Origin of the sequence: Scopulibacillus darangshiensis, assembly GCF_004341035.1 — a bacterium.
GTDB classification, from domain to species: domain Bacteria; phylum Bacillota; class Bacilli; order Bacillales; family Sporolactobacillaceae; genus Scopulibacillus; species Scopulibacillus darangshiensis.
Genome location: NZ_SLXK01000001.1, coordinates 103,556 through 124,723, shown reverse-complemented (window position 1 = coordinate 124,723; position 21,168 = coordinate 103,556). Strand labels below are relative to the sequence as shown.

22 protein-coding genes, 2 tRNA genes and 1 riboswitch are annotated in these 21,168 nt (G+C 41.8%); of the genes, 3 read left to right on the top strand and 21 right to left on the bottom strand.

Translation table 11 applies throughout. The annotated features are described in order from the left end of the window. Positions 1-160: 160 nt before the first annotated feature. Positions 161-865: a LexA family transcriptional regulator gene (locus EV207_RS00615; protein WP_243646896.1), complete on the top strand. Its 705-nt coding sequence runs from the start codon at positions 161-163 to the stop codon at positions 863-865. Positions 866-880: 15 nt separating this feature from the next. Next, a complete protein-coding gene (locus EV207_RS00610; protein WP_132742665.1) occupies positions 881-1,993 on the top strand; it encodes a tyrosine-type recombinase/integrase in 1,113 nt (370 codons plus the stop codon). Positions 1,994-2,128: 135 nt separating this feature from the next. On the opposite strand, the gene EV207_RS00605 is transcribed toward EV207_RS00610, so the two are convergent. The 12 genes from EV207_RS00605 to EV207_RS00550 form a co-directional block, all read right to left on the bottom strand. After that, positions 2,129-2,205: transfer RNA gene (locus tag EV207_RS00605), tRNA-Arg, on the bottom strand. A gap of 6 nt (positions 2,206-2,211) precedes the next feature. Beyond that, a tRNA-Gly gene (locus EV207_RS00600) sits at positions 2,212-2,285 on the bottom strand. 83 nt (positions 2,286-2,368) lie between these two features. Continuing rightward, positions 2,369-2,893, bottom strand: coding sequence for a metallophosphoesterase family protein (locus EV207_RS00595; RefSeq protein ID WP_132742664.1), 525 nt, complete (start codon positions 2,891-2,893; stop codon positions 2,369-2,371). Then, positions 2,893-3,495 carry an XTP/dITP diphosphatase gene (locus EV207_RS00590; protein WP_132742663.1) on the bottom strand — a complete coding sequence of 201 codons (603 nt, stop codon included), beginning with the start codon at positions 3,493-3,495 and terminating at the stop codon, positions 2,893-2,895. The genes EV207_RS00595 and EV207_RS00590 overlap by 1 nt, the downstream gene beginning before the upstream one ends. Before the next feature lie 5 nt (positions 3,496-3,500). Beyond that, a complete protein-coding gene (rph, locus tag EV207_RS00585) occupies positions 3,501-4,250 on the bottom strand; it encodes a ribonuclease PH (protein ID WP_132742662.1) in 750 nt (249 codons plus the stop codon). Between the two features lie 90 nt (positions 4,251-4,340). Next, positions 4,341-5,402 carry a GerMN domain-containing protein gene (locus EV207_RS00580; RefSeq protein ID WP_132742661.1) on the bottom strand — a complete coding sequence of 354 codons (1,062 nt, stop codon included), beginning with the start codon at positions 5,400-5,402 and terminating at the stop codon, positions 4,341-4,343. A gap of 115 nt (positions 5,403-5,517) precedes the next feature. Then, positions 5,518-6,336 (bottom strand): glutamate racemase, encoded by an 819-nt coding sequence (gene racE, locus EV207_RS00575; protein WP_132742660.1) that lies wholly within the window; start codon positions 6,334-6,336, stop codon positions 5,518-5,520. A 20-nt stretch (positions 6,337-6,356) separates the two neighbouring features. Next, positions 6,357-6,809, bottom strand: a complete 453-nt coding sequence (locus tag EV207_RS00570) for a MarR family winged helix-turn-helix transcriptional regulator (protein ID WP_132742659.1) — start codon at positions 6,807-6,809, stop codon at positions 6,357-6,359. Positions 6,810-7,034: 225 nt separating this feature from the next. Beyond that, positions 7,035-7,259, bottom strand: coding sequence for a helix-turn-helix domain-containing protein (locus EV207_RS00565; RefSeq protein ID WP_132742658.1), 225 nt, complete (start codon positions 7,257-7,259; stop codon positions 7,035-7,037). A gap of 179 nt (positions 7,260-7,438) precedes the next feature. Further along, positions 7,439-8,200, bottom strand: a complete 762-nt coding sequence (gene sdhB, locus EV207_RS00560; RefSeq protein WP_132742657.1) for a succinate dehydrogenase iron-sulfur subunit — start codon at positions 8,198-8,200, stop codon at positions 7,439-7,441. A gap of 13 nt (positions 8,201-8,213) precedes the next feature. Next, complete coding sequence (gene sdhA / locus EV207_RS00555) at positions 8,214-9,965, bottom strand: succinate dehydrogenase flavoprotein subunit (RefSeq protein ID WP_132742656.1); 1,752 nt, start codon at positions 9,963-9,965, stop codon at positions 8,214-8,216. A 14-nt stretch (positions 9,966-9,979) separates the two neighbouring features. After that, positions 9,980-10,606: a succinate dehydrogenase cytochrome b558 subunit gene (locus tag EV207_RS00550; RefSeq protein WP_132742655.1), complete on the bottom strand. Its 627-nt coding sequence runs from the start codon at positions 10,604-10,606 to the stop codon at positions 9,980-9,982. Between the two features lie 308 nt (positions 10,607-10,914). Here EV207_RS00550 and EV207_RS00545 point away from each other — a divergent pair, with 308 nt between their 5' ends. Beyond that, positions 10,915-11,391 carry a YslB family protein gene (locus EV207_RS00545; protein ID WP_132742654.1) on the top strand — a complete coding sequence of 159 codons (477 nt, stop codon included), beginning with the start codon at positions 10,915-10,917 and terminating at the stop codon, positions 11,389-11,391. 13 nt (positions 11,392-11,404) lie between these two features. On the opposite strand, the gene EV207_RS00540 is transcribed toward EV207_RS00545, so the two are convergent. From EV207_RS00540 to EV207_RS00495, 9 genes are all read right to left on the bottom strand, one after another. Further along, positions 11,405-12,652, bottom strand: coding sequence for an aspartate kinase (locus tag EV207_RS00540; RefSeq protein WP_132742653.1), 1,248 nt, complete (start codon positions 12,650-12,652; stop codon positions 11,405-11,407). Positions 12,653-12,797: 145 nt separating this feature from the next. Next, positions 12,798-12,976: riboswitch (Lysine riboswitch) on the bottom strand. Between the two features lie 78 nt (positions 12,977-13,054). Beyond that, positions 13,055-14,827 carry an excinuclease ABC subunit UvrC gene (uvrC, locus tag EV207_RS00530; RefSeq protein WP_132742651.1) on the bottom strand — a complete coding sequence of 591 codons (1,773 nt, stop codon included), beginning with the start codon at positions 14,825-14,827 and terminating at the stop codon, positions 13,055-13,057. Between the two features lie 155 nt (positions 14,828-14,982). Then, entirely contained in the window at positions 14,983-15,297 is a 315-nt protein-coding gene (trxA, locus tag EV207_RS00525; protein WP_132742650.1) for a thioredoxin, read from the bottom strand. A gap of 114 nt (positions 15,298-15,411) precedes the next feature. Next, complete coding sequence (locus tag EV207_RS00520; RefSeq protein WP_132742649.1) at positions 15,412-16,386, bottom strand: electron transfer flavoprotein subunit alpha/FixB family protein; 975 nt, start codon at positions 16,384-16,386, stop codon at positions 15,412-15,414. A gap of 16 nt (positions 16,387-16,402) precedes the next feature. After that, entirely contained in the window at positions 16,403-17,173 is a 771-nt protein-coding gene (locus EV207_RS00515) for an electron transfer flavoprotein subunit beta/FixA family protein (RefSeq protein WP_132742648.1), read from the bottom strand. Positions 17,174-17,190: 17 nt separating this feature from the next. Continuing rightward, positions 17,191-17,964 carry an enoyl-CoA hydratase gene (locus EV207_RS00510; RefSeq protein ID WP_132742647.1) on the bottom strand — a complete coding sequence of 258 codons (774 nt, stop codon included), beginning with the start codon at positions 17,962-17,964 and terminating at the stop codon, positions 17,191-17,193. Between the two features lie 56 nt (positions 17,965-18,020). Then, the gene (locus EV207_RS00505; RefSeq protein ID WP_132742646.1) at positions 18,021-18,602 is read right to left on the bottom strand and encodes a TetR/AcrR family transcriptional regulator; all 582 of its coding nucleotides are present in this window, start codon (positions 18,600-18,602) and stop codon (positions 18,021-18,023) included. A 167-nt stretch (positions 18,603-18,769) separates the two neighbouring features. Further along, the gene (locus EV207_RS00500) at positions 18,770-20,461 is read right to left on the bottom strand and encodes an AMP-binding protein (RefSeq protein ID WP_132742645.1); all 1,692 of its coding nucleotides are present in this window, start codon (positions 20,459-20,461) and stop codon (positions 18,770-18,772) included. A gap of 294 nt (positions 20,462-20,755) precedes the next feature. Beyond that, complete coding sequence (locus EV207_RS00495) at positions 20,756-21,163, bottom strand: DUF350 domain-containing protein (protein ID WP_132742644.1); 408 nt, start codon at positions 21,161-21,163, stop codon at positions 20,756-20,758. Between the last annotated feature and the right edge of the window lie 5 nt (positions 21,164-21,168).

The following is a 21,168-nucleotide window of genomic DNA, read 5'->3' as shown; positions in this document are numbered from 1 at the left end:
TTCCTCCTTTCTTGGCTTAACTTCATATTATACGAATTAAATCGTACTGTCAACGAATAAATTCGTACTAATATTAATAAATCTACTAAAATACTATTGCAAATACGAATTTATTCGATATAATATAGAAAGTAGATAATAAGGAAGGAAGTCGTAAATTATGCCTAGACCAGCTCAAACAAGTATAGATAAAAAAATTAGAGAAACCATTTCTAACAATCTAACAACCCTAACAGAATCTCAAAAAATGACACAAGCAGACCTAGCAGAAAAAACAGGGATTAAAAAGACTACATTGAATGGTTATTTCAAAGGTACATCGACTCCTAATCCAGGAAATAGTCAAAAGATAGCAGATGCGTTAGGGGTCTCAAAAGAGGTGCTCGATCCAAGGTTTTCTAATCATGTTCTTGAAACACTTGAAAGCGAAATTCAAGATAAAAGTTCTATCCCTCTTTACGGGTCAATTGCAGCTGGTGCACTTGCCACAGTGGAAGGTATCACTAAGGATAATGTGGAGCACTTGACCATACAAAAAGAGCTACTGGGTAAGCATCAAAACAGCACAAGTTTGTTTGCCATGAAAGTTAACGGTGAAAGCATGAATAAAGTTGTTCCAGATGGATCATTTGTTGTTGCCAAACCTATTAGCTACTTAGAAATGAAAGATGATGACATTGTTATTTTTAGTCATGACAGAGAATACAGCATGAAACGAGTAAGAAGAGATGAAGAGGACAAGGTCCTTGTATTTAGCCCTGAATCAACAAACAAGAAATTTAGAGATATAGTTGTTCCTTATGACACTGCAAACGATCTTAAGATCTACGCAAAAGTCGTTTGGTATTCTGTTGTTTTAAATTAGTAAGGGGGAAATATCATGGCAAGCTATACAAACCGAGGGACGAAGAAAAAACCATCTTGGCAATATACAATCAGTCACAAACCAAAGCCCATCCGAAAGGGTGGGTTTAAAACAAAAAAAGAAGCCGAAGTGGCCGCTGCTGAAATAGAAGCTGAATTGCGTAAAGGTGTAGTTCCACAGCTAAAATTCGAACCCTTTGATGATTACTTTGAGTCGTGGGTTAAAGTTTATAAATCAGGCATTGGAGATAATACACGGGCACGCTACAACGATACGCTTCAATCCATTCGGGAATACTTCGGCAATAAACCTATCCAGGAGATCAATAAACGCTCCTATCAGGAGTTTTTAAACGAATATGCTAAGAAACATGCTAAGTCAACGACACGCAAGCTGAACACCCATATAAGGGCTTGTGTGAGGGACGCGGTTGACGAAGGGGTAATTCGTGTGGATTTTACAAGGGGGGCGATTATCTCCGGTGATAATAAAGAAAAACGTCCAGAAGAAAAGCATTTGAACTTTGGGGATAGCGAGACGTTGTTAAAAGAGCTATATAAGCGTTTAGAGAAAGGTTTGAGTTATTATGTACTTTTACTCGGTTTGACCTCTGGAATGCGTTACGCGGAAATGATGGGCCTCACACGAAAAGATTTTAACTTTGATAAAAACGAGATCAACATTGATAAAACATGGGGTTATACCAAAAAGATGCACAAAGGTTTTGGCCCGACTAAAAACGACCAGTCTGTTCGTAAAATTAAAATGGATCATAAAACGATGCAAGCCTTTAAAAGATTATTTGAATTAACCCCAGATAACATTCACAGGCTTGTGTTTTTCAGCCCTAGTTCCAAATATAATGTCATCAGCAACACAGGATCCAATAAATTATTAAAAAACCTATTGAAAGAATTAGAAATCGAACGACAAATTAGTGTACACGGTTTAAGACATACCCACGCAAGCGTGTTACTATACCAGCAGGTATCACTATACTACGTATCAGAACGTTTGGGACATGCCGACATTGAAACCACAATGAACACATACACTCATATCGTTAAAGAACTTCGTGAACAAGATGAAGAAAAAACAGCAGATGTATTTGAGAACATGGTTGTGTAAAAAATGTGTAAAACGGTTCCTATTTTATATCTTTTTCAAACGTGTTCTTATTTTATTAAAAATACTCATGAATGCCTTTAAATCAACATTCATGAGTATTTTAACTTTATTCAAACGTCTTCTAATTTAATGTAATGGCGTCCCAGGAGGGATTCGAACCCCCGACCCACAGCTTAGAAGGCTGTTGCTCTATCCAGCTGAGCTACTGGGACAATAGATGGAGCGGGTGATGGGAATCGAACCCACGACCAGAGCTTGGAAGGCTCTTGTTTTACCACTAAACTACACCCGCACCTTTTTGGAAAATGTGTCTTCATCGTTTGTAACGACAATATCTAATATAAATGATAAATGGAAAACTGTCAATACATTAATTCAAGATTTTTTGATTTCAAGGTTGTAAGATTTACATAATGCATCGACGCGCTTTCCCTTATCATTATAATAAATGACCGCGACTTTTTGCCCCGCTATCTCACAGATCACGTAGGTCTTTTCAACACTATTTCTAGGCAGGCGCAGACTCCCTGGATTGATGAAAATCCGATTATCTTCTTTAAAAGAACCAGCTATATGGCTATGACCAAAGCAAACAATATTGGCTCCGACTTCTTCAGCTTTATACATCAAGTTCATAACTGTCATTTTTACATTGTATAAATGGCCGTGAGTCACCAAAAATGTCACTGGCCCGATTTCTTTTACAAAATCATTTGGATACCCGCCGCTAAAATCACAATTCCCATTGACTGCAAAGAAAGGTTTCATTTCCTCAGCATCGGCCGGAAGCTCGGAATCGCCGCAATGAATCAAAGCGTCAGTTTCATGGCCATGTCTTTTCACAAGCATCAAAAGCTCATCCGTAAGTCCGTGGCTGTCGCTCGTTATCAATACCTTCATTAATTGTCGCCTACCCAATCGCGCCAATGTCTTTGCAATTCTTTTAATGCATTTGCCCTGTGGCTGATCTTATTTTTTTCTTCCTGAGACATCCCGGCAAGAGTGGTGTCAGCCCCTGGGAAATAAAAAATTGGATCGTAACCAAAGCCATTATCACCATAAGGCTTGTCTTGAATAAAGCCAACACATTCTCCTTCAGCAAACTTCGTTTCTTTACCCGGGACGGAAACGGCAAGAACACAAACAAATTTTGCCGATCGTTCCGCTTCTGCTACAGATTCTAATTCTTTTAGAACCTTAAGAAGGTTAGCCTTGTCATCTTTTTCGGGACCGGCGTATCGGGCCGAGTATACCCCCGGCCGGCCGTCCAGAGCATCAATGACTAACCCGGAATCATCGGCTATGGTTATCATATTCGTTTTTTTGCAAATAACCTCAGCTTTTAGCCTGGCATTTTCGTAAAAAGTGTCTCCTGTTTCCTCTACATCAATAGCTTCGGGCAAATTTTGAAGTGAGTATACTTCAGCTCCGAATGACGATAGCATAGCTTTAAACTCTTTGACTTTTCCCGCGTTGTTAGAGGCAATCATGATTTTCTGCATATGATTCACTCCGATTCACTGATTTGACCGGCGATGCCGCTTCCGATAATTTCCTTTTGGTAACCAATCAGTTCATTGATCCCCTTTTTGGCCAGGGTTATAAGTGAGGCCAGTTGCTCCTCAGTAAAAGTAGCTTCCTCTCCAGTCCCCTGTATTTCCACAAATTCACCTTTTCCCGTCATCACAATATTCATATCAACATCAGCGCTTGAATCTTCCTCATAGCAAAGATCCAAGATCGGACCACGTTCAGGATGAACACCCACAGATGTTGCAGCGAGATAAGTTGTGACCGGCATGGTATTGATCATTTTTGCCTCCAATGCCTTTTGAAAGGCCATGACCATTGCGACATAAGCACCCGTAATGGATGCTGTGCGAGTACCGCCGTCGGCCTGAATGACATCACAGTCAATCCATAGTGTCCTTTCACCGATTTTATCCAAATCTACAACCGAACGAAGGGCTCTTCCGATCAAGCGCTGTATTTCCATAGTCCTGCCGCCAATCTTTCCTTTACTTGATTCCCTAATGTTTCGCTGCGGGGTTGCCCTTGGGAGCATGGCATATTCAGCTGTTATCCATCCTTTTCCTTGTCCTCTCATAAATGGGGGTACTCTGTCTTCTATTGTTGCACTGCAAATCACTTTCGTATTGCCAACTGATATAAGAACCGATCCCTCGGGGTGTATTGTGAAATTTGGCTCAATATGTATGCTTCTTAATTGGTTATTGTCTCTTCCGTCTTTTCTCATATAAATCCTCCTTGCATGGTCTACTGTAAAGGGTAAAGGGGCGGCAGACGCCACCCCTATCACTATAACATATTTTCCTCTTATTTATGCCTATACACCTGTTTTATTTACAGTTGGGCGGGATACCGGTTCAGTTAACGGTTCTCCTGTTTCTTTCATGACTTTTGTTGATCCATCAACTTCTATTGCAACTTTTTTAATATTATTTTGTCCAGTTAAAGTCAGTGCTAAACAATTGATGGCTTCACTGCTGATTGTTTTATCTTTTTCATTTGTCAGAAGTGCTTTGTTGAAGTTAAGGGTAACAACACCGTCTTTGACAACCGGATCGTCCTTGAGGGCAACACCCGTGCCGAATGGTGATGATAGACCTTTGCCCGATGGTCCGTTAAGCAATGCATTAACAGCCTGCGCCACATTATTTTTATTAGAATTAACCCTTGTTGTTACAGGGACATAATAAGATATGTCATCATGTTCAGAAAGGTAGTAGACCGTGATGTTATCACTTGCCGCAACATCGACGACATTCCCAAGCTCGGTATTAATGCCATCTGAACGGCTCAGTCCTTTGCCGATAGGTGTTTTGCCCACTGGCATGACCTTCTTATTTTTCCCATCAATTTGAATTTGCACTCTTTTAATATTATCAAATTGTGTTAAAGTCCAAGTGATTGCTTCAAGAATATCCTTTTCCTGATCTGCCTTATAATCTAAAAAGTCCTTGGAAAAGTTTGCAACGAGGGTTCCGTTATCTAGATTAACCCCGTGAATCGTCGTACCTGAAGGAATAACTGCTTGAAATCCATTAGGTAATATATCGCTCACCGGGCCGTCTTTTATAAGGTATTTAAGTGATTGTTTGGCAACGGATTTGGTTTGCGGCAGCTGGACAACTTGGGGACTGATTCGACCGTTCGCATCCAGAAGATAAAGTGTTGCTGATCTTTCCCCTTTTTTAGCATCCGCTTCTGATGCTTTTTTATCCTGTTCATCTGCCTTTTTCGATTTGTCCCCTTTGACATAGTCAACTTTTTTATCCGGCCCTGGTTTAACCGACCCACTGCTCCCTTTATCAAATCCGCACCCCGACAGCACGAGCGGGACGACAAGCATTGTCGCGAACATCGCCGTTTTAACCGAAACTCGCATGGCTATTCCTCCTCCAATAGGTTTGTACTACCATTTATACGAGCTCCAGGGTAAAATAGACCAAAAAAAATTACCCTTCAATATTAAAATGAAGGGCTTTAAAATAAAACCTTACTTACACTCTTTTGTATGACAAAGGAAGAGAGACAGTTGTTACTGAAGGCAGAAAGCCAAGCCATTCTGATGCCATTGCACCCATCATTTTTGGCGAGCCTGTTGTATAAAATCTATGCCGCGGTACATAGTTCGACTGCCTTGCAATGCCCTTATGGTACAAAATCGTACTAACCTCACGTGCTGTTTCTTCTCCGGAGTCTATAAGTTCTATCTTATTGCCTAGTACTTTTTGGATGGCAGGCCTTAATAAAGGATAATGTGTACAACCCAAAATAAGCGTATCGATTTTGACATCGTCCTTCAGAGAACACAGCGTTTCCGATATAATCCGCTCCGTTTTTGCCGAATCCAGTTCGCCGGACTCCACTAATGGAACAAACGGCGGGCAGCTAAGCCCCGTAATCCGGACATTCCCGTCAATGGACAGCAAAGCCTCGTTATACGCCTCGCTTTGGATTGTTCCGATTGTACCGATGACACCAATATGCCCCGTTTTTGTTACTTTTATCGCGGATCTCGCACCGGGATGAACAACCCCAATGACAGGAATCGGCAAGCTCCGCTTAATTTCTTCATATACAGCAGCCGTCGCGGTATTACATGCGATAACGAGCATTTTTATATTTTTTTCTTCAAGCAAAAAGTCTGTCATTTCCCATGTGAATGATCGAACCTGTTCAATTGGCCGCGGCCCGTAGGGACACCTCGAATTATCCCCTAAATATACAATTTCTTCATAAGGCAGCTGCCTGATGATCTCCCTCGCCACTGTTAATCCACCAACACCAGAATCTATAACACCGATTGGCTGATTCAAATAAAACGCCCCATTTTTTATTAGAATTCATGTTGTATGTGTTTATATATTTCGTCAAGATTCTCACGCAATGACCACAGTTGATCATCCGTAAGAAAACTAAGCTTGTCTGCAAGATAAGTTTGACGTTTTTTTATCACTGTTTCAATAAGTTTTTCCCCTTGAGGTAACAGGTGAATCCGCACAACCCGCTTATCCTGTTCATCCCTAGTCCGTTTGACAAGCTCCTTCTTCTCCATCCGATCGATAAGGTCAGTTGTTGTACTGAAAGCAAGGTACATCCGAGTTGATAATTCTCCAATCGTCATACCTTCTTGGTCTGAGATCCATTGCAATGCAACAAACTGCGGCGGCGACAAATCGTATTCCTTCAAGGCTTCCCTGCCTTTTTCTTTAATAACAGCTGCAATATATCGTAATCTTTTTTCAATGATTGTAATTGAAGTTGGTTTCACCGTTTTCGTTTCGGCCACTGTTTAACCTCCTTGGCAGGACAAATGCACCACTTTAAGTATCGGCAACTTATCATTTATGTAGTGATCTTAAATAGTGAACTTAAATATTCTTAAAGTATAACATAAAAAACATACCGGCTTCATTAGCGAAGCCGGTTTGATACTTTTGAAATATTTGCAGCTTCCTTATTGGTATAAAGTCATGGCTTCACCTTTAAGGTAAGCCAATCGGCGAAGTTTGCATTAAAGTTCCAATTCTCCGAGCCGAAGTAACTCAACTACCGCTTGGGAGCGTCCCTTTACCCCCAATTTTTGCATGGTGTTTGAGATATGATTTCGAACTGTTTTTTCACTGATAAACAATTCTTGAGCAATGTCTCTTGTAGTTTTGTCTTGAACAAGCAGTTCAAAGACTTCTCTTTCCCTTTTTGTCAATAAAGGCTTTGGACGATGGTAATTCTCCTTCAACAATTCCCCCTCCTTGCTCGAATCAAAGAGCTGATGGGGAAGGTATTTAGTCATGATATCATATGATTTAAAATGACTGACTGTGACATGACTTCGCAAAAACAGCGCGGAATGCGGGTAACTTTATATTCTATGTTAATGACAAATTAAAAACCTCCCATTTGGGAGGTTTTTAATAATTATTGATGGTCGCTGCCGAAGAAATCACGGAATGATTGCAATGCAGAATCTCTATTAAGTGCAGCAATTGATGTTGTCAGCGGAATGCCTTTAGGACAAGATTGCACACAGTTTTGCGAATTCCCGCAGGCTGCAAGACCGCCATCACCCATAATCCCATGCAAACGTTCTTTTTTGTTCATTTTACCTGTAGGATGGGCATTGAACAAACGAACTTGTGACAATGGTGCAGGACCCATAAAGTCAGATTTGCTGTTAACATTTGGGCATGCTTCAAGACATACTCCGCAGGTCATACATTTTGACAGCTCGTAAGCCCATTGACGGCTTGTTTCAGCCATACGGGGACCAGGTCCCAAGTCATACGTTCCATCAATCGGAATCCAAGCCTTTACTTTTTTGAGAGCATCGAACATTCTGCTGCGGTCAACTGCTAAGTCCCTGACAACAGGGAATGTCTTCATAGGCTCAAGGCGGACAGGCTGTTCAAGTTTGTCAACTAATGCTGTACAAGCCTGACGCGGTTTACCGTTGATAATCATTGAACATGCTCCACAAACTTCTTCGAGACAGTTCATTTCCCATTGAGGAGGTGCCGTTTCCTCGCCCTTAACATTGACGGGAGTTCGGCGGATTTCCATTAAGGCTGAAATAACATTCATATTTTGTCTATATGGAACTTCAAATGTTTCCTCGTAAGGGGCAGCATTCGGACCATCTTGTCTTGTTATGATGAAACGAACTTTTTTTCCTTCGCTCATGATTTATACCCCCTTATTTTTTCTTTGAATAGTCACGTTTACGAGGTTTAATGAGAGAAACATCGACATCTTCATATTCAAAATCAGGGCCGTTTTTCTCAGGATTAAACTTCGCTTTGGTTGTTTTTAACCATTCATCGTCATTACGATCAGGAAATTCCGGCTTATAGTGTGCCCCGCGGCTTTCGTTCCTGTTATAAGCACCTTGAGTTATAACCCTAGCTAATTGAAGCATATTCCATAATTGACGCGTAAATGAAGCACCGCTGTTGCTCCACTTAGATGTATCGTTGATATTAATGTTCTGATAACGTTCCATTAATTCTTTGATCTTATCATCAGTTTTAAGAAGATTTTCGTTATGACGAACAACCGTAACATTGTCAGTCATCCATTCTCCCAATTCTTTATGAAGGACGTAGGCATTCTCTTTTCCGTCCATACCCATAATATGATCAAATTTTTCTTGTTCGCGTTTCGTATTTTGTTCATATACCGAAGACGACACATCATCACTGTGCTTGTCTAAGTTATTAACATATTCAACCGCATTTGGTCCGGCATGCATACCGCCAAAGATGGCAGAAAGAAGCGAATTTGCACCTAGTCGGTTTCCACCGTGATATTGGTATTCACACTCACCGCATGCAAACAGACCTTTGATATTCGTCATTTGGTTGAAATCAACCCACATACCACCCATTGAGTAGTGAACGGCAGGGAAAATTTTCATCGGGACTTTGCGCGGGTCATCACCGACAAATTTTTCATAGATTTCAATAATCCCGCCAAGCTTAACATCCAGTTCTTTAGGGTCTTTATGGGAAAGATCCAGATACACCATGTTTTCACCGTTAATGCCAAGCTTTTCGTTAACACAGACATCAAAAATTTCACGGGTCGCGACGTCGCGTGTTACAAGGTTACCGTAAGCAGGGTATTTCTCTTCTAGGAAGTACCATGGTTTGCCATCCTTATACGTCCAAATCCGTCCGCCTTCACCGCGTGCGGATTCACTCATAAGACGAAGCTTGTCATCCCCAGGAATCGCTGTCGGGTGAATTTGAATAAATTCACCATTAGCGTAATATACGCCCTGCTGATAAACAGCCGAGGCCGCTGTACCAGTATTAATCATAGAGTTCGTTGATTTGCCGAAAATAATTCCGGGGCCACCTGTCGCTAAAATAACCGCGTCAGCATCAAATGATTTGATTTCCATCGTTTTAAGATCCTGAGCGACAATCCCGCGGCAAACTTCCTCTTCGTCCAACACAGCTGACATAAACTCGAAATACTCATATTTATTAACAAGACCATTGACCTCATGGCGGCGAACCTGTTCGTCAAGTGCATATAAAAGCTGCTGACCTGTCGTCGCGCCGGCATATGCTGTGCGGTGATGCTGCGTGCCGCCGAACCGTCTAAAGTCAAGCAGTCCTTCAGGTGTTCTATTAAACATAACGCCCATTCGGTCCATTAGGTGAATAATGCCCGGCGCCGCTTCACACATTGCTTTAACCGGTGGCTGGTTAGCCAGAAAATCACCGCCATAAACGGTATCATCAAAGTGCTCCCAAGGTGAATCACCTTCACCCTTCGTATTTACAGCGCCGTTAATGCCGCCTTGCGCACAAACGGAATGTGAGCGCTTAACTGGAACGACGGAGAATAGGTCGACAGCTACGCCGGCTTCAGCAGCTTTAATTGTTGCCATAAGCCCCGCCAAACCGCCGCCTACGATTATGATTTTTCCTTTACTCATATTGGCTCACTCCCTTACATAAATGCATAACTTGAATTAGTGAATGCGAAAAGCGCTCCAACGCCAACAATTGATAACAGAATAAATACAACGACTGTTGCATATGTAGAAATACGTTGCGCGCGCGGGGATACCGTAATACCCCAAGTGACCATAAATGACCATAGACCGTTCGAGAAATGGAATACTGCCGCTAATACACCTACGATGTAAAATACCAGCATGGCTGGATTGCTTAAAATGTCCGCCATCATTCCAAAGTCCAGTGCTTGGCCTAGTGCCATTGCGATTCTCGTTTCCCAAACATGCCATGCGATAAAAATCACAAGAAAAATTCCAGACCAACGTTGGAGAAAGAACATCCAGTTGCGGAAGTAACCATAACGATTAGCGTTGTTCTTCGCTTGAAAAGCGATATAAACACCGTAAATAGCATGGAATAGAATTGGCAAGTAAATGAGAACAATTTCTAAAACTAATAAATATGGAAGATCTTCCATGAATTGCGAAGCCTTATTAAAGGCATCCGGTCCTCTTGTCGCAAACCAGTTTACTGTTAAGTGGACAATAAGGAACAATCCTATTGGAACGACTCCTAAGAAAGAGTGTAGCCTACGATTAACAAAATCTCTTCCTGCCATTAAGTTTCCCCCTTTGCATAATTTTGATGGTTTGTTGGATTAATTTTTTGCGTCAAATGGCGGAGTCCTGCAAACCTTTAAAAGATAACTTAATGTGACAAATACATTGTACTCCCATCGATTTAACCAGTCAAGGGAACGAGACATACGCTTTCTTTACCGGCACCATAGAGGTTTTTAAAGAAAACTCGCCGATTGGCAAGCCTTTGGCGAAGGCAGAGGCGTAGTTGCACTTAGGTGCGTCAGAAAGTTTTAACTTTCTTATTAACTATAAAAACCGTTATAATGTTCTATGGAGGAGATATTTTATGACACAAACGATCGTACACCCGAAAGCCGAACACTACGGTGACCTTCAAACCACAGCGTTTGGTTATGAGCTGATAAGGAACGCCTTAATTCCAGAGCTCCTTGGCGAAGAGTCGGCTTCAATACTCTACTGGTCAGGACGGAAGATTGCCCGTCAATACCCCTTGGACACAACAGATGCCGCTGTCCTTTTTTTTGAACAGGCTGGATGGGGAACACTGGAATTAATCGAGAAAACAAAGAATAATATGATATTCGATTTGGGTTCGGATATTATTCAATCCAGAATAAAGGACAATCCAGATGCCGTTTTCACCTTAGAAGCCGGCTTTTTGGCAGAACAAATCCAACAGCAAACTGGTTACATAGCTGAGGTCTATACTGAAATAAAGACCGGCAAAGAAAAGAAAGTGAGCTTCACGGTAAAATGGGATCATAAGGATCAGCCGATAAGTAATTTTTTCGAGCAGCCATAAGGCTGCTCTTACTTCAGCCTAAAGATGGCTTCATGGTTAATGCCTCTTTTTCCGCCAAGTCAAATGCACAGTGCAGCGTCTTTAATGACACCGGAAGATCCTTCTCATGAATGATTGTCGAAACTTTAATTTCAGAAGTGCTGACCATTTTAACCTTAATATTATGTTGTGTTAATGTATCAAACATTTTTGCAGCTACTCCTGGGTTAGATACCATTCCCGAGCCAACGATCGAGACTTTTGCTAGGTTCGTTTCAATGTTCAAGTCATCATATTGGAGTCTTGCTTTATTCCTATCAAGAATATCCAGGGTTTCTCCCAATGAACCATTTTCAATTGTAAACGACAGATTGGTTCTAGATTCATCAAGTGCATTTTGAATAATCACATCAACATTAAGTTTGTTTTCCGCCAAAATGTTAAACACATTTGACAGTGTAAAAATCTCATTCGGCAAACCCAAAAGTGTAATTTTTGTGACGTTTTTTTCAAAAGCAATGCCTCGGACAGATTTTCCCTTTTCCATTGCAGCCCCCTCCTTTATAAATGTGCCCTCTTCATCGGAAAATGATGCGCGGACAGTTAACGGCAATTGACTGTTTTTTGCATATTCTACAGCTCTTGGATGAAGAACACCAGCACCCAAATAAGCCATTTCCAACATTTCGTCATAGCTTATTTCCTTTAGTTTGCATGCCTCCTCTACATATCGGGGATCTGTTGTGAATACACCTGTGACATCTGTGTAGATCTCACATAATGATGCACCGCATGCAGAGGCAAGAGCAACAGCTGAAGTATCTGATCCTCCTCTTCCCAATGTGGTAATTTCACCCTTATCGGTTATTCCTTGAAAACCGGCCACAATAACAACATGTCCTGAATTCAAATGCTGTTGAATGAGCCTCGTGTCAATATCCTTAATCTTTGCATTTCCATGAAAAGCTTCCGTTGTAATTCCCGCTTGCCAGCCTGTTAATGACACCGCCGGTTGGCCCATCGTTTGCAAAGCCATCGCCATTAACGCACTCGTTACTTGTTCGCCTGTCGCCAGCAGCATGTCCATTTCCCGGGTATTTGGTCGCTCCGTCAACTCCCCTGCCAAGCGGGCAAGATGATCAGTCGTTTTGCCCATAGCTGACACAACAACGACAACATCTTCTCCCTCAAGGCTTTTCTTAATAACTTTTTTTGCAGCATTTCTGATTTTTTCAACCGCAGCGACGGATGTTCCGCCAAATTTCATTACCGTCAGACTCACTAAGTGTTCTCCTCCTTAAATGGTTTCACGAGAACCTCAGGCCACATCATAGAATTAATCGATTTACCTTTTTTTACTTTAAAAAAAGCAATAAAAAACAGCAGTGAACTTCTCACTGCTGAACGATGCGATAATTCCGTCAACATGCTGAGATAGTTCTCCACACCTTTCTTGTGTGACAGCCCTGCACTTCTTCAGTACAGACCCAGCATAAAAACGATTGAGCATTTTTACACTTCGGCAAGCATCCCTTTCAATGATCATCTCGGAACCTCAATGTTCTCAGACCATTTACTCATGATAACCCGCACCTCTAACTTCAGTCATTCAAATATTAAATTAAAATGCAAAAAGATTATGTTTTTTAATATAGCAAAAATTGATCTAATAAACAATCATTATTTAGTTATTTTCAAAATAATCTTTTGCGGCTTTTGCCAGATTTTCCGGTAAGCCAGATGCCGATAATTCTTCAACCGATGCTTCCTTTACCTTTTTGATAGAGCCAAAGTGCTTTAATAACGCCTGTTTTCTTTTTGGACCGATTCCAGGAATATCATCCAAAACTGACTTGGTCATCGTTTTGTCCCGTATCTGCCTATGGAAGGTAATCGCGAATCTGTGAACCTCATCTTGAATTCTCTGAAGCAAATAAAATTCCTGGCTGTTCCGGGCCAGGGGAATAAGCTGCGGCGGTTCCCCCATAACAAGCTGTGATGTCTTATGCTTTTCGTCCTTAACCAAGCCGCAAACCGGTATAGAGAGTCCGCATTCATTTTCTAGAACATCAATAGCCGCCGACATTTGTCCCTTTCCTCCATCAATTAATATGAGGTCCGGAAGCACACCGGCTTCCTTTAACACTCTTGTATAGCGCCTCCGTATCACTTCCTTCATTGTTGAGTAATCATCAGGACCTTTAACCGTTTTAATCTTGTATTTTCGGTATTCCTTTTTGTTTGGCTTGCCGTCCTCAAAGACGACCATCGCCGATACAGGATGAACGCCTTGGATATTGGAATTGTCGAATGTTTCGATTCTGCGCGGCGGGTCAATATTGAGATGTTCCCCTAATTTTTCAACAGCTTTAATTGTTCTGGCATCATCACGTTCAATAAGAGCAAACTTTTCTTTAATGGCAATTTGGGCATTCTTTTCCGCCAACAGGACAAGATCCTTTTTGCGCCCTCTTTGCGGTCGATGAACGGAGGCGTCAAGCATTTCAGAGATTAGTTTGTCATCTACATTATTAGGTATAAGTATTTCTTTAGGTTTTAGATGATTCTGATGCAAGTAAAATTGTCCGATGTAAGTCAGAAAATCTTCCTCGGGCTCCTGATAAAATGGAAAAATGGAGACATCCCTTTCGATCAGCTTTCCTTGCCTCATAAAAAAGACCTGAACACACATCCAGCCTTTATCGTATGCAAAACCGAAAACATCGCGATCATTTAAATCACCGAACATCACTTTTTGCTTTTCCATCACCGTTTCAATATGGCGGATTTGGTCCCGCAATTCCTTGGCATGTTCAAAATTCAATTGTTCGGAAGCGTTCATCATTTTGTTTTGCAAATCCCGCTTAACTTCCTGATGACCGCCATTTAAAAATCGGACAATCCCTTCTGTCATATCCTTATATGTGTCTTGAGTGACCTCATTCACACAAGGAGCCAGACATTGGCCAATATGATAATAAAGACAGACCCGGTCTGGAAGTGTTCGGCATTTCCTAAGCGGATAAAGTCTGTCGAGCAGGCGTTTTGTCTCGGCAGCAGCAGTGGCGTTTGGATAGGGTCCAAAATATTTGCCGCTGTTTTTTTTAACCTTCCTTGTTATGATTAGTCTCGGATGTTTTTCGGCAGTTAACTTAATATATGGATAACTTTTATCATCCTTCAACATGATATTATATTTTGGATCATGTTCTTTAATAAGGTTCATTTCAAGAATCAAGGATTCGATTTCAGAAGAAACAACAATGTACTCAAAATCCTCGATATCATTGACCAATCGCTGGGTTTTCCCATCATGAGTTCCGGTAAAATATGAACGGACTCGGCTCCGCAAATTTTTCGCCTTGCCAACATAGATGATTTGTCCATGGCGATTTTTCATTAAATAACATCCCGGCTGGTCCGGCAATAAGGCTAGCTTTCCTTTTATTGAAGGCATCGCTTGTTCATTCCTTTATGATTTGTAAGTCTTCCTCTTATCATATCAATTTTTTGTAAGAAATAAAGATTTGATCTTTTTAATGATACGCTGATGTTTATAACTTAAAGTATAAAAAAGAAGCCTTGCAGCAAGGCTTCTTTTTTGCCGTTCAATTATTGATGTTGTTTGATGCGCTCAACCAACGCTTCTTTGGGCTGGAATCCGACGATCTTATCAGCGATTTCGCCATCCTTAAACAGGATCAGCGTCGGGATGCTCATAACCCCGTATTCGCTTGCTGTATTTTGGTTTTCGTCAACATTTAATTTGACGATTTTTACGGAATCAGCCATTTCTGAATCAATTTCTTCAAGGACTGGAGCGATCATTTTACATGGACCGCACCATGGCGCCCAAAAGTCGGCTAATACTAAGCCGCCGGAAGTCTCTTCAGAAAAATTGTTGTCAGTTACATTTGAAATTGCCATTATTATAACAGCCTCCTTTGAATCGATAGCAAATGCTCTTTATGTGACCTCAGTATATCATCACCGGATAGGTTATGCTATTGATTCAACTTGTAAACATTTTAAAGCCGGCGCTTAAGCTTCCTGAAGAGCTTCCTTAAAGTATTTCGTGAGCAGCGGCACCACTTCAAACAGGTCCCCAACAATGCCGTAATCGGCGACATTGAAGATGTTAGCTTCAGGGTCCTTGTTGACCGCGACAATCACCTTAGAGTTGGACATACCCGCCAAATGCTGGATGGCTCCGGAAATGCCGCAGGCAATATATAGATCGGGTGTGACAACTTTGCCTGTCTGGCCGATTTGCAATGAGTAATCGCAATAATCGGCATCGCAGGCACCGCGGGATGCGCCTACAGCGCCGCCCAAAACATCAGCGAGCTCTTGCAGCGGTTCAAAACCGTCTTTGCTCTTAACTCCGCGGCCGCCGGATATAATGATTTTCGCTTCAGATAAATCTCCGCCGGATGATGTCTTTTTCACAATGTCTTTGACAATTGTACGAAGATCCCGAATAGCAACGTCAAATGGGCTGACAGACACATCCTTAGATTCATCCTTCTCCAAAGCTTCAATGTTATTTGGACGAATCGTAACGAATACTAATCCCTCTTTAAAGCGTTTTTTCTCGAAGGCTTTACCTGCATAGATTGGTCTTGTGAATGTCAGGTCACCTTCAGCGTCAATTTCGGTCACATCGGATACAAGGGCACTGTTTAATTTGCCTGCCAAGACAGCTGATAGGTCTTTGCCTATTGCAGTGTGGCCCATAATGATCGCTTCAGGCGTTTCACCGTCAATCACCTGTTTCAAGGCTTGTTTGTAACCATCAGGTGTATAATTCTTTAAATTTTCATCCTCTACAGTTAAAACACGATCGGCGCCATAATGTCCCAATACAGGCGCCAGGGATGAGACGTTGTCTCCAAGCAAGACCGCGATGACTTCACCGCCATCTGCAACTTTTTTGCCGGCTGCAATTGCCTCATAAGACACTTGACGAAGTTGATTTTCACGAGCTTCTGCTAAAACTAATGTTTTGCGTCCCATTTTCATTCCCCCTAATTTATATCACTTTGGCTTCTGTTCTAAGTAATTTAACGAGTTCTTGAACCTGGTCTTCCATATCGCCTTCCAGCACTTTACCAGCTGCTTTTTCCGGTGGCAGGAAGACTTCCACGGATTCTGTCAAACCCTCAGCATCATCCTCATCAAGATCAAGATCATCTAATTCCAGGACTTCCAGCGGCTTTTTCTTAGCCTTCATAATTCCCGGAAGGGACGGATAACGCGGCTCATTCAAACCTTGCTGCGCAGTCACAATGACGGGAAGGGAAACCTCGATCACTTCGGCATCGCCTTCAGCATCCCTCTCTACAGTCAGCTTTTCTCCCTTAAGCTTAAGATCAACAATGGTTGAAACATGTGCGATGCCAAGTTTCTCAGCAAGACGCGGACCGATTTGTCCTGTCCCGTTATCCATCGTCACATTCCCACCCAAGATAATGTCATACTCTTTATCTTCGAAGTACTTTGCCAAAATAACTGTCGTTGAGAATTGGTCATAATCCTCGACATCTTCGTTATTAATGAGTACTGCTTTATCACAGCCCATTGCCAGCGCCGTTCGGAGTTCTTTTTCGGCTTCCTCTTCACCGACGGTCACGACTGTTACTTCCCCGTCATTATCGTCACGAAGCTTTATAGCCTCTTCAATCGCGTATTCGTCGTACGGGTTGATGATAAAGTTTACCCCGTCATCAGAAATTTCGCCGTTTTCAATGGCTATTTTTTCCTCAGTATCAAATGTTCGTTTCATAATGACATATATATTCATGGATGAATCCTCCTCTATTATTTATCCTGAAAAGCCGGCTTTCTCTTTTCAATAAAAGCTTGAATGCCTTCCTTGGCATCTTCTGAATTGAAGGCTATGCCAAAATTCACCGATTCCTTGGATTGTCCTTCTAAATAGTCACCGCGTCTAGCATATGACAAGCATTCTAGCGCCAAAGCTGTCGAGACCGCGCTCTTGGATACGATACGAGAGGCAAGCCCCAATGCTTTATCAAAAAGCTCCTCTGGTTCTACTACCTGGTTAACCAGGCCTAACGCTTTCGCTTCTTCAGCTTCAATAGGCTGACTGCTTAATATTAACTCGGTAGCCTTTGGTACCCCTACAAGTTGGGGGAGCCGTTGCGTACCTGCAAATCCAGGGATCAGCCCAAGCTGCAGCTCAGGCAATCCAAATTTTGCCCCTCTGGCTGCCATTCGGATATGACATGCCATGGCCAGCTCCAAGCCGCCGCCAAGTGCTGCTCCATGGATCGCAGCAATAATCGGCTTTTTAAAGTTTTCCATCCGATTAAATAATTCCTGTCCTTTTGCTGAAAGCCTTGCAAAGCCTTCTGTATCTTCAATTTCGGTAAATTCCTTTATATCCGCGCCGGCAGAAAAAAAACGATCCTTTCCATGAATAACCAACGCTTTGATCTCCGCTTGATCTTCAAGCTCATTAATAACACTGTTTAGCTCTTCAATAACTTCCGATGAAAGAGCATTCGCCGGGGGACGGTCAATTGTTATAACCGCGGTCCGGTTTTTTGTTTCCAGATGTAAAACCGTCATTTTCAAGCCTCCTTTTTTAAGCGCTTTCATATATCGATAAAATGGATATAAACTGGTTAAGTTAATCCATTTATCAGCAAATCAGCAACAGGTTCTGACAAAGCAACTAAATCATACTTATGCTCATTCATCACCCAGTTCGTTACGGTCTCATCTATTGTCCCGAAAATCATTTGCCTCGCGAGACGGCTATCAATGCCTGCCCGAAACACACCTTTTTCTTTGCCTTCCTCGAGAATACCATCGATAAGTTTGAGATAATCTCTAAGTATATCGTTAATTTTAAGGCGAATCTCAGTATCAGATTGCCTAAGCTCCAACTGAGTCACAATTGCAAGATGATGATCCGCTGCAAGCTGTTTAAAATGCATTTGGACCATCGTTAAGAATTTCTCTTTAACTTCCTGTTTTCCTGCTATTTCTTGTTCGATTTTCTCAATAAATTGGCCCATTTTTTCTTGGAACAAGGTAATGAGCAGATCCTCTTTGTTCTTAAAATAAATATAAATTGTTCCGTCAGCAACGCCCGCCCGCTTGGCTATTTTTGAAATCCGCGCTTTGTGAAAGCCGTTTTCCGCAATGACGTCAACTGCCGCGTCAACAATCAGTTTGAATTTTGGACGGTTACGTGTTGACATATGGGAGCTCCTTTTTTAAGAAATGAATGACTATTCATTCACCTCTTATTATAATAAACTATTAATTCAGATGTCAAATAGGAAAATGACGGAACATCTTCTGTTGCAAAACCATATGGACAGAGCAAGCTTTTTCGCATCTTCTGCCCATATGGTTCATTTAGGCGCTAGACACCAGTGGAGGCCTTACGACGTTCCTCAGCTTCAAGTGAGCGTTTCAAAACTTTTCCGACCATTGTTTTTGGCAGTTCTTCCCGGAACTCATAAATACGCGGAATTTTATAGGCCGCCAAACGCTTACGACAGTGCCTTTCCAAATCCTTCTCATCAAGTGTTTTTCCTTTTTTCAGAACGACAAAGGCTTTAACTGTTTCACCTCTGTATTTATCAGGAACACCGATAATGGCGGCTTCCATAACATCGGGATGCTCGAATAACACCTCTTCCACCTCGCGTGGATAGATATTAAAGCCGGATGCAATAATCATATCCTTTTTCCGGTCAACGATATAGAAATAGCCTTCCTCGTCCATATAGCCCATATCACCGGTCAAAAGCCAGCCGTCTTTTAAAACCTTATTTGTCACCTCAGGCCGCCTCCAGTAACCTCTCATCACTTGAGGTCCCTTAACCATTAATTCGCCAACCTCATTAACCTCAGCTTCTTCACCGGTTTCTGCAGAAAGAATCTTCGCTTGTGTATTCGGATAAGGAAGACCGATGCTTCCCGGTATACGCCGATCCCATATGAGATTGCAATGAGTAACCGGTGATGCTTCACTAAGACCGTAACCTTCAACAAGCTTGCCTCCGGTTAGCCGTTCAAACTTTTCCTGAATTTCAACAGGCAACGGCGCGGAGCCGCTTATACAGGTTTCAATCGATGACAAATCAAACTTTTGGATGTCAGGATGATTGATCAATGCGATATACATGGTTGGTGCACCCGGAAAAAGTGTCGGCTTCTGCTTTTCAATCGTTTTCAGTGTTTCTTTGGCATTGAATGTTGGCAATATAATCATTTTCGAAACATACATAATAGAGAGATTCATCACAATCGTCATGCCGTAGACATGGAAAAAAGGCAAAACACCTAATATAGCCTCTTCGCCATATTTGGTACGGTACATCCAGTGACTGGACTGAATCGTGTTTGCGATCAGGTTATGGTGTGTCAGCATGACACCTTTTGCCGGACCGGTCGTCCCTCCAGTATATTGCAAGAGTGCAAGATCCTCTTTTGCATCGACCTCTACCGGCTTATACATTAGGTCTCCTGTCCGTATCACGTCATCGAAAGCCCGAACAGAATCAGTAAACATGATCTTTGGCATAGGTTGTTTTTTCTTTTTTTGAACTAGCGGATACAATAGGTTCTTTGGGAAAGGCAAGTAGTCAGGTATACCGGTCACGATCACTTTCTCTAAATTAGTCTTCCCTTGAACACGTGCAACTTTTGGATACACTAAATCCAGACAAATGATGATTTTTGCTCCGGAATCCGCTAACTGATGTTCAAGTTCACGTTCCACATATAAAGGATTGGTCTGAACGACAACAGCCCCCGCCATAAGTGCGGCATAATAAGCAATAACACCTTGTGGACTGTTAGGAAGCATGATCGCTATCCTATCGCCTTTGGATATGCCCATCGCCATTAATTGGTGCGCCAATCTAATGGCATCCTCATGAACTTCTTTATAAGTCATTTCCTTGCCGAGAAAATGAAGGGCCGCTTTCTCCGGATATCGTTCTTTTGCCTCAATCAAATAGCTGTACAAAGGTTTTTCCTCATAATCGTATTCCGGTTTGATCTCTTTTGGATAATGCCTTAGCCATCTCTCAGATTCGACTGCCATGTCAGTCGCCCTCCTTTGTTCCGCTCCCTTCAATTAACATATTCCAATAACATATTTATATATTCTTTTCTTTTATATTAACCGCTTACAAAATTATATCACTTAAATAAACCTTTTTAAATATCTATCTATTTTAAAAATTAATACACGTATAAAAAAAGCTTACACACGTCTATATGTGCAAGCTTCATGCTGTTATGATACAAGAAGATAGACGACGCCTGCCAGTAAGAAAATACCGCAGCAAACCATAAGCACCTTCGCAAGGGTTTCCATTTTAAGAACCCTCCCCTGTTAGTTAAGACTGGAACCAATCACATAAGAAAATCCTACTGAAATGACCATGGCTATGAAACCTACAGCTACATTCCCTTTTGCTATTTCGTGATCGATATTAAAGGTAGGCGTTAAAAACTCAAAAATAAAATAGCCGATTAAAAGCAGGGCGAAACCGAATGCCCCTTGGGTGATCGTCTGCAGCAGCGGTTCATGATGATCAATTGAAAAACGAAAAACGTTGGCAATACCGAAAATTTTCCCGCCTGTGGCTAAAGCAACAGCCGCATTGCCATTCTTAATTTCATGCCAATTTCGATACTTCGTCAATAATTCGAAGACTGCCAAAAAAAGTATCGTACACAAAATCACTACACTATAAAATGCAAGTGTACGGATATATTCATTTTCGAGAAGCTCTGCCAAACGCG